Raw genomic sequence first — 9266 nt, forward strand, 5'->3', positions numbered from 1 at the left:
CAACGGTCAAGGGGTAGCCCAAAATTATGCGAAAGCCTTTGAATGGTATAGCAAGGCAGCGGCACAGGGGCATGCAAGTGCGCAATATAACCTTGGGGTGATGTATGCCAACGGTCGTGGCGTAGGTCAAAGTGATGCGAAAGCCTTTGAATGGTATAGCAAGGCAGCGGCTCAAGGATATGCACTAGCACAATATAACCTTGGGGTGATGTATGTCAACGGTCAAGGGGTAGCCCAAAATTATGCCAAAGCCTTTGAATGGTTTAGCAAGGCAGCGGCACAGGGGTATGCAAGTGCGCAATATAACCTTGGGGTGATGTATGACAACGGTCAGGGAATAGCAAGAAATCCTGCACTCGCTAATGAATGGTATTTAAAAGCAGCTAATAATGGTAGTGCGATGGCTCAATTTAATATTGGTCAACACTACTTACATGGTAGTAATGGATTACCAAAGAATAGAGTACAAGCATTAAATTGGCTAAAAAAGGCAGCGAATAATGGACATGCTCAAGCTAAATTAGTACTTGCTGGACTTCAATAATTATCAAGATTTTCTAAAATTAACATAATACACCTTATACGAAATGCTGTATAATTCTCTTGAAAATTCAACGCTGTAGTTTCTTTTTTGCCCCACCTCCCCAAGGTGGGCTTTTTTTTACGATTTTTTCACGTTCCACGCTTATTATTTAATCAAAGTTTCACGACTTTATTCATATTAATTAAATAATCGTGGTTAATCATAGGGTCTAAAAAAACGGCTCCAAAAGCCTCTTTTCTCAGGCTCTGGTTCAATGTGCTCTGGCACTGGAATCCGCTTATTTTCCCTCCGCTCTGGAGTAGTCAATCCGTCATGTTTAGCTTCTGCTGTGTCAGGTTCGGGATCTGGTTTGGCTATGCTGGGTTGCACTAATTCTTGATCGGTAAACGTAGTCATATTAGGTTTTGGGGCTTCTAATAGGCGTTGCATCGTTTCAATTTGGTTCTGATAGAAAGATTCCCGATCTTTGGCATCATCAAGCTGGTTTTTCAGCATGTCTATCTGCTGTCTAAGTAGTAAAACTTCTGTCGAATTTGGACTGTCTATTTTTACAGGTTCTTTTACATCCTGTTTTTTGACAGGTTCCCCGAAAACACGGATAGCCTCGGCTAGATCGATCTTATTCTGGGAATTTTTACTTAAAATTCCTTTCTTTATGTTGTTGTAAACCGTTTGTCTATTGATATTGTAAAGCTTAGAAAGCTCGAGAACTGTAAGGCTTTTCATGTTGTAAATCTATGCCTAAACCTGTCAAAAGTTGTTGTCTATTAGACTGTCTAATAGACAAATGATCAAGTTTAAATTTTAGGCAGGTGCAAAGCCAACTTTTTGAAGATAAGGGAATAATTCTTGGAATTTTTGATAATCTTGGAGCATTTCTGCAATGCGTATAGCAAATTGTTGGAAGCTTTCGGTGCCTTCTGAATATTGCCCCATCTCAGGTAATTCAGAAAGTTTGTTGGCAAAGAGATGACGTTGTTTATCACTCATTTTGGTGAAAAGGGCTAATGTATCCGTTCCCTTAATTACTTTGTCAGAGTTGGTTTTTTTCTGCTTAAAACTGAAAGAAAAACCGGAAATTGAACGTCCTTTTTTATGTTGTTCATATTTAGCCGTTATATCGGTTAACTCATTTACTTGCTTGAGGGCAAAATCTAAAACATACGTTTTAAAATTACTCATTGTTTTGTATTGATGAGCTTCGACACCAAGTTGTTGTCTAAAGATCGATAGATCAAAAATTGGCGTTTTACCAGCAGATCTCCATTGAATTAATAACTCGTATAACCGAATAGCATAAGAGCTAGTTAATCTCGAAACCTGCTCCAATTCATATTTAGTAAAGTTTTCTTCCAGTCGAGTTATGAGTGGAACAATGTCTTGCGTGAAACGTAGGAAAACGATCCCGGATTGAGGTTCATATCCAATTTTATCGACCCAACGACAGTGAAAGCTACGATCCTTACCAGTCTTAGGATTAATGTCATGATACGTGACATAGCGATCAAACAAGCTTTTAGATGCATCCCGAAGCACGGTATAAGCAGTGTGTTTCTCGACATTAAAGGTATTGATATAACTACTTGCATGTACTTCTAAAAGGCTATTTTCAGTTATCCCGTGCCCTGTTTCCCGAGCTTCAGCAATGGCTAATAGGATCAGCCTTTGTTCAACTGTATCTAGGGTATAGCTAGCTTGAATTAAAGCATTATCCTTTACGATTAATTCACTCATTTCTAATAATAAATTTATAATTAAACTAGGTTGTACAATAGACTATTTTAATTGAATTGTAAATCGACTTAATTTAGGGTCGATAAACCTAGTTTTAAGGTCGATAAACCTAGTTTTATGGGTCGATAAACCTAGTTTTATGGGTCGATAAACCTAGTTTTATGGGTCGATAAACCTAGTTTTATTAACTCTAAAACTATTATGAATAAAGGGTTACAGCTTACTTAAAAGCATTTAAAAGATTAAAAATAATTAAAAGCCCAGGTAAAGAAAAATTGCCCTTGGTTTTCGCTTCGCTCAAACTCTATTGAACTTCGCTTTCGCTTAGTTCGTCGGGGCAATTTTTTGGTTAATACTTACGTGACTTTTAGAAAAAGCAAAAGCAACTCGGAATTCGCTACGCTCATAAAACTTTTTTACTCGCTACGCTCGGTCCAGGAGCAAATTTCTGCACGAAACTTACGCTTTCTTAGGCTAAAGAGGGCAAAAAACTGTTTTTCAGAGGGTCTAGGCGCAAATTTTGATAGTTTGCTCGTAGACACTCGCTCTATGAATCTATCTAGACTCAAAACCCCTCTTTATTTCGCTCTCATTTGCGTTTTTTGAGCTGTTTTCTGTTTTTCCCTATGGGAGATCTATGTTTTTTAGATAAAGGCTCTTAAATCGCATTTGAACGCTTTCTATGAGGCTTTTCATAATTAAAGTTTTGGGTTGAAATTTCTCACTTGGATGAATGGACAAAAAATTGATTTTTTTACGTTTTTCCAAATTAGGAAATAAATACTTTTTTCCATGTAAAACCAAGCACCAGCCCTACGTCACTTTAGCCAATTTTCCAATCCTGGATCCGGCACATGCCGAGATTTTTTTGTCACACACCACGCATCTAACGATGACAACCTTCAAACCCTTATGGTGTAAGGGTTTGGGTAATTATTTTGTGTGTTAGAAAGCTGCGCTGCAAAAAGCCCATTTTTTGAAATAAGTTGTTGATTTTATTTATTAATTTGTTGCGCTCATAGTTGTACATCAAAAAAACACTTTTTTCATATAATACTTTGATAAATATAAGAAAAACTATGTACTCATTGTTGTACATGAAAAAAGCATTATATTTAAATAAGTTTTTGTTTTAAAATAAATTAATTATGTACAAATAGGTTTGTACATAATTTACTTATTATTTTTATTCAATTAGTTGAATTTTATAAATTTAATTTTGTACAAACATTGATTTTAATAAGAGGTGTAATTTATGGGCGAAAAAGTCAAAACTTATGCAGTCAGACTGGATCCACAAGTAGCCGAATTCTATGATCAATTGGCTAATTCAGAAGGAATCAGAACCAGTAAATTATTCAGTAAAATTTTGACCAATGATTTTCAATCTATTGCTGTTAAGCAGCAGGCCGATCGTATCGAGGATCTGGTGAATCGATTAGAGAAGCGAATAGATGATTTTGAGGAAGATAATAATTTTTCTGAAAAATATTATGAGGATTTTTCTGGACTCTATTTCATGATGTTATGGACATTAATGAAGAATGGGGCTTCTAAAGATGAGGTTAGAATGATGCAAGCTAAAGGTTACTCATATGCAGATGATAACTATAAGAGGGTAAAGTAATGTCAGATAATATTATTCAGCTTTCAAAGCCATGTACGCTTTGTGAAAATAGACAAAATGTACAACTTTTTGCAGGATTGATGCTGTGTGAAAGTTGTCAGGAAAATATCAGGCTTACGAACCCAGATATGTTCTCTTAAATAAAAAGCCTGAAATAAGAAGTATGCGAGCTAAGGGGATCTTCTATGCTGAACAAAATTTTGAAAAAAGTTTTTGAAAAATCAAAATTCTAAACAGGATTTATAGAAATGGATAAACAAAGAGTTTTCTTTTGTGGGAATTATCTAATTGAAAAAAGAGAAAAGTCTCAGATTAAAAAGAATGCAAAAGCAGGTGATGTGAAGTCTATGCTAGATTTGGCTAGATATTATTACGCAAATAAAAAAATTAAAAAAACCATAAAGTATGCTGATTTAGCAGCTTTGAGACAAGGTAGCTATACTCAATATGAAGTTGGAATATTCTACTTTCAGCTCGAGATACATTATAAAGCCGTTTTTTGGCTCACTATAGCTGCAAAGAATGGTGACCTTGATGCAATTGAAGATATTAAGTCTATATATAACATTAATTTAAATTTTTCTAATAATTTTAAAGATGCCGCATAAGATTGATAGCCCTATAAATAATAAGACGTGTTAAAAAGTAAAAAAGTTTTTTCAAGCACTGGATACATTCGCTTTATTTATAGGGGTAATAAACATGTCTAATGGAACAAATTATTTCAAATATATTGGGCTTGAATTTATTAAATTTTTGATACCAATTTCTATAACCTTCTTAACAGCTTGCTTCTTCTCAAAACTTTTTTCATCAAAAGAATTATTTGAAATTTATGTTTCTGCGAAAATTAATGCTCATCTTACAAATGAATTTTTCTCAATTCTAGGAGCTATTACAATTCTTCTTGGAATTTTATTCATGATAAAAAGTCTTTCTGGATTCAATGTGTTAGATAAATTTTTAACCTTAATATTAGAGGAAATCCCTAAAAATATAACAATTTTTGGTGGAGCAATCACTGGTTCTATATATGCATTATCATGGTATTCATATAGTTACGACATAGTCTTAAAGCAAACACCAATGCAAATATTTTTTTTAGGTACTTTTTTTGCTATCACGTTCTTCATATATGCCGTTGCTCTTCAATATCTTATTGATCAAAAGAAAATAAAGGACAGTCAACAACAGGTAAACTCTAATAATGGTTAAGAATTCTCATAAGAGATTTTATGTTAAATATAAAATTTTATATGAGAAAAAAATTCAATATTATTGAGGTTTTAGTAATTATCCCTATAATTGCAAAAAAAGTTTTATGGATACCTTGTAATGAAATGTACCAAAGGTATTAAAGCATGCCTTTTTATAGGTCATTTTATTGGATGTTTCATACTGCTTTGTGTATTAAATTTTGTTTTAAGTATATGGCCGTACTATCTTCAGTATATAGTGCATAGAGCAACAGTAACGGATTTCAGCATAGACAACTTTAATTTATATGTCATTGGATATACTTTATTTTTAGTTGTTATCACGTACTTTGCCCCAATCATTAAAAAAGAGGATCATATTCTTTGGTCTCTTTTTGGTGTCACATTAGCAATATTATTTGTTTTCTCAACAGCATTCTTAGGGTTTGAATATCATGACTATATTACGAATGGTAAAAATTACTCTAAAGAACTGAAAAAATTTAGTTTTTTTATGGCAAATATTTTTATTGGGTTCAATGTTTTTTTGACATTCTGTATAGCAGTTGTGCAGTCAGTTAGTTATAGTTTATCAAAAATGAAAAAAGTATAGGAGATGGCTATGTCTGGATTCTTACTCACAGGAATAATAGTTGCTGCTTTGGTTTCTATTGCATCTATGGGGTTAGCAGTATCTTTACTTTTTTCTAAAAATAAAGAGCTTTTGAAACAAGTAAAAGAGGAATTTTTTTCAGAGGATAAGACTTCAATTAATAATGCTATAGCCATGGTGGAATCAGAGATAAATGTTTCAAACGAGAACAAAATTTCTGAAACATCTAAAGATATATCACCGAATGATTTTTTAGAGCTTATTAGTCCATTTGAGTTAAAAACGAAAACAGGTTTTGTTTCTACTAGGTTTTTTGGTTCAATTTTGGCAACAACTTTAGATGTAAAAATCCAAAAAACTAAGCCATATAGTGCTCAGGTATTAAGGAATATCAATCAAAAAGCACTTGATACTTCACCGTTACATGAAGTATCAAGACCATCTACATTCTCTGATACAGAAACATTTGTTAGAAGATATTCATGAAATTAGAAAAAATATCGGAAAGAATCTTTTTTTCTACCATAAAGATGAATCTTGTAACTAAAGAAGAAACGAATGTTATCGCAACAGGATTTTTTGTCTCAAAATCAATAAATAAGGATGAATTTGTAATCTGTTTAGTTGCATCGAAAGAGTTAATTGATAATTCAATTGCTGCTTCTTTGGTATTTCATGAAGCTATAGATCAGGTAAATTTGGATGTAAATGAGAAAGAAAAAATACATATCCGTATTGGTGAAAGTGATTGGAAGGATATGTGGTTTTCTTCAGATAAGACGAATGATTTTGTAATAGCACCAATCATGCCTATAGTAAATTTTATAGAAGGCCAATTAGATAAGTTTTGTTTTTTACAACCAATTGATTTAACAAGTATTTCCAAGGGTGAGCAATTAAAAGATATCTCGTTATCTGAGGATATATTATTTCTTACCTATCCAAATGAAATTATTCAAGAAGATGAATATATGCCAGTTCTCGGCAGAGCAAAATTGGCAACAGCATTATTTAAGGACTTTAATGGTAACCCAGAATTCCTAATCCAATCTCCTGATACATCGAATACTTCTGGAAGTCCTGTATTTATTCTAAATGAGGGATCTTTTATGACAAAAAATGGACAGGTTTTAGGAAATAGATTCCTTTTTCTTGGAATAATGAATGGGTCTATCTCAAATGGTTTAGCAAGAGTTATCAAAGCTAATTTATTAAATAGTGTAGTAGATGAATTTGTAGAGAGCTTAATCAAAGATTAATGAAGCTTTTTCTCATTAACATAATGGTCGTTATGCAAAGTGAAAAATGGGAGCTTATAGCTCCCATTTTTATTGTTATACATTGAATCCTATATGTTTTCCTGTTGGAAGCTCTACATCAATACGGAGCTTTCCACCCATTGCTTCAACATACTTTTTCATTGTTGAAATCTTTAGGTCATTGCCACGATTCTCGATTGCTGAAAGTGATGGCTGTTTGATTCCAAGGGTTTCAGCGAGTTCTTTTTGGGAAATCTCTAGTTCTTCTCGAATAAGGTAAAGCTGAGTTTCTAAAAGTAGTTCATCAGCCATTTGTTGAATACGTGCTTGACTCTCTGGAGAGCGACTAGCCAATAATTCCTGTAAGGTTTTAGCCATTAGATTGATCTCCAAGGGTTGAGATATGAAGTTCGTATTGCTGCTCTGCAATGTCCAGCATCTCTTTATAGAAACGCTTTTTACCGCCTTTATCACCGATGCACAGCACAATCGCTTGCCGTAATGGATCAAATGCGAAAAAGGCTCTCAGAGGTCTACCTCGATGTTGAACACGTAGCTCTTTCATATTGGTAAATTTAGAGTCATACACGGTATCAACTAAAGGGCGACCTAAACTTGGTCCCTGCTGCTGTAGCACAACCAAAGCCGCTAGGACTTTCTCTTGTGTTGATTCGTCTTGTTGCTCAAGCCATTCATTAAACAGATCTGTCGTGATGACTGTCCACATATCACAACCAAAATATAGATTATAGTCTATATTATATTGATGAATTTAATACAATACAAACTGGTTATTAATTAAACGACAGACAATGTCGCATTGTTTTGATTTGTATGCATAAAACAATAATTGTGTGATAGGTTTGACTTTATTTTGAGCGACTTTATGAACTATTTATATTCTTCCTTCAAATTAGACTATCTAAATTCAGAATGTGACTTTTTAAATATAAATCTAGATGAAGATACACGCTTATTTGTAGATGCTTATGCAATGTCACGATCATCTAATACACATATGCAATCAGGCCATGAAACTTTAAGAGTTTTTATGTCAGAAACATTAGCTGGTTTAAAGAACTATGTTAAAGATCCAGCAGCTATCAATAGCTTATGGGTACCAAAATGTTTTGCAGAACCAAAAGGTACGGGCATTGGCTTAGCTAAAAATGGACATAAAGGTCGGGGAAGCCATGATGTTAAGTGTCAGCAAATTATTACTGCTTTAAGACATTCTAAAGCTGTAGAAACAGGTGATTTAGAAGATCTTGAAGAACTATTGTTAGTTATTGAAGGGATTGGCTCAGATACAATTTCAGATATTACTCTTAATATTGCTAAGAAGCATTTCATTGAATATACGCAAGAAAAATGTAAAAAACTTAATATTCCAGTAAGTCAAACTAAGGAAAAAATTAGATATTTTTGCAGTGTAGATAAAAAATGGAAAAGTGATAATTTTGATCTTCCACATTTGGAAGTTGGTTTGGAGAAAACACTAAGTTATTTAATCTTTATTCCAAATGAAATTTTAGAAAAAAATATGGCATATGGCTGTAACTACTTTTACACGAATGTCGCTACGCCTATTTATGTAGATCAGATTCTTGTCGCAGGGTCATCTTTTATTTATTCACTTAAAAATGGAACTAAAAAAGTAAATAAAAAAGAAATGCGTAAAGACGATAAGTACAAGGGGGGCAAAAAACGGATGGATAACTTTATTTCTGATAATCCTAAGTCCCTTAAGGAATACAGAAAAACCGTAGCAGATAAGCGATACAAAAAGAATCAGGATAAGAAAAAGCCTAAAAATGATGATTCAGAATGATCTTTAAATAAAAAACCCCGGCATCCTGCCGGGGTTTTTTTATATTGGTTTGCTAAGTATGACTCCTGTCTTACCTCACGTTCCTGGTGCGATCTTTCTTATTCTTGTTGTTTGGAACATCCTGTTCTCTATGGCTTCATCATAGGAAAATTCACCTATCCTGGACAGCCGTAAAGAACCGGAATTTACGTAAGCCTAGGCGTACAAAATAGCCTAAATTTTATCCACAGCAATTGGGGATAGTTTCACAACCTGGATCCGCATGAAATGGGCACTGATTGCCAAATTGATCATTTATTGATCAAAATTCTTGGCAAGAACTATCAAAAACGATCATAAAAAAGCCGACTTGTTTCCAAGTCGGCTTTTCGGGTTTGCGTCCCAAATTGCTTATAGCATAACTTTTTGAAATATAACACTATTTATTTTGCATTTCGTATAACAGCCATTATGTTAAATGGA

Annotated in this window: 11 protein-coding genes; 7 read left to right on the forward strand and 4 right to left on the reverse strand. The window is 33.6% G+C overall.

Features of this window, described 5'->3' with window-relative positions; genetic code table 11:
• Nucleotides 1-544 (forward strand): tetratricopeptide repeat protein (locus F891_RS17015; RefSeq protein ID WP_005265153.1); only part of this gene is annotated, 544 nt, incomplete at its 5' end.
• Between the two features lie 195 nt (nucleotides 545-739).
• Here F891_RS17015 and F891_RS17020 read toward each other — a convergent pair.
• Both F891_RS17020 and repM read right to left on the reverse strand, forming a co-directional pair.
• Entirely contained in the window at nucleotides 740-1270 is a 531-nt protein-coding gene (locus F891_RS17020; RefSeq protein ID WP_005265156.1) for a plasmid replication DNA-binding protein, read from the reverse strand.
• Between the two features lie 78 nt (nucleotides 1271-1348).
• Nucleotides 1349-2278: a replication initiation protein RepM gene (repM, locus tag F891_RS17025; protein WP_005065049.1), complete on the reverse strand. Its 930-nt coding sequence runs from the start codon at nucleotides 2276-2278 to the stop codon at nucleotides 1349-1351.
• A gap of 1255 nt (nucleotides 2279-3533) precedes the next feature.
• On the opposite strand from repM, the gene F891_RS17035 reads away from it, so the two are divergent.
• From F891_RS17035 to F891_RS17060, 5 genes are all read left to right on the forward strand, one after another.
• A complete protein-coding gene (locus F891_RS17035) occupies nucleotides 3534-3905 on the forward strand; it encodes a hypothetical protein (protein ID WP_000504219.1) in 372 nt (123 codons plus the stop codon).
• Between the two features lie 248 nt (nucleotides 3906-4153).
• Entirely contained in the window at nucleotides 4154-4513 is a 360-nt protein-coding gene (locus F891_RS17040; protein ID WP_000360920.1) for an SEL1-like repeat protein, read from the forward strand.
• Nucleotides 4514-4607: 94 nt separating this feature from the next.
• Nucleotides 4608-5120: a hypothetical protein gene (locus tag F891_RS17045; RefSeq protein ID WP_000064854.1), complete on the forward strand. Its 513-nt coding sequence runs from the start codon at nucleotides 4608-4610 to the stop codon at nucleotides 5118-5120.
• 603 nt (nucleotides 5121-5723) lie between these two features.
• Nucleotides 5724-6200 (forward strand): hypothetical protein, encoded by a 477-nt coding sequence (locus F891_RS17055; RefSeq protein WP_005140931.1) that lies wholly within the window; start codon nucleotides 5724-5726, stop codon nucleotides 6198-6200.
• Nucleotides 6197-6973 carry a hypothetical protein gene (locus F891_RS17060; protein WP_005140922.1) on the forward strand — a complete coding sequence of 259 codons (777 nt, stop codon included), beginning with the start codon at nucleotides 6197-6199 and terminating at the stop codon, nucleotides 6971-6973. Before F891_RS17055 ends, F891_RS17060 begins: the two co-directional genes overlap by 4 nt.
• 75 nt (nucleotides 6974-7048) lie before the next feature.
• Here F891_RS17060 and F891_RS17065 read toward each other — a convergent pair whose 3' ends face one another.
• Nucleotides 7049-7351 carry a helix-turn-helix domain-containing protein gene (locus F891_RS17065; RefSeq protein ID WP_005140921.1) on the reverse strand — a complete coding sequence of 101 codons (303 nt, stop codon included), beginning with the start codon at nucleotides 7349-7351 and terminating at the stop codon, nucleotides 7049-7051.
• A complete protein-coding gene (locus F891_RS17070) occupies nucleotides 7344-7700 on the reverse strand; it encodes a type II toxin-antitoxin system RelE/ParE family toxin (RefSeq protein ID WP_005265162.1) in 357 nt (118 codons plus the stop codon). Before F891_RS17070 ends, F891_RS17065 begins: the two co-directional genes overlap by 8 nt.
• Before the next feature lie 159 nt (nucleotides 7701-7859).
• On the opposite strand from F891_RS17070, the gene F891_RS17075 reads away from it, so the two are divergent.
• Complete coding sequence (locus F891_RS17075) at nucleotides 7860-8804, forward strand: hypothetical protein (RefSeq protein ID WP_005140915.1); 945 nt, start codon at nucleotides 7860-7862, stop codon at nucleotides 8802-8804.
• The last annotated feature ends 462 nt before the right edge of the window (nucleotides 8805-9266 follow it).

The organism is Acinetobacter sp. CIP 101966 (assembly GCF_000369725.1).
Classification (GTDB): Bacteria; Pseudomonadota; Gammaproteobacteria; order Pseudomonadales; family Moraxellaceae; genus Acinetobacter; species Acinetobacter lwoffii_Q.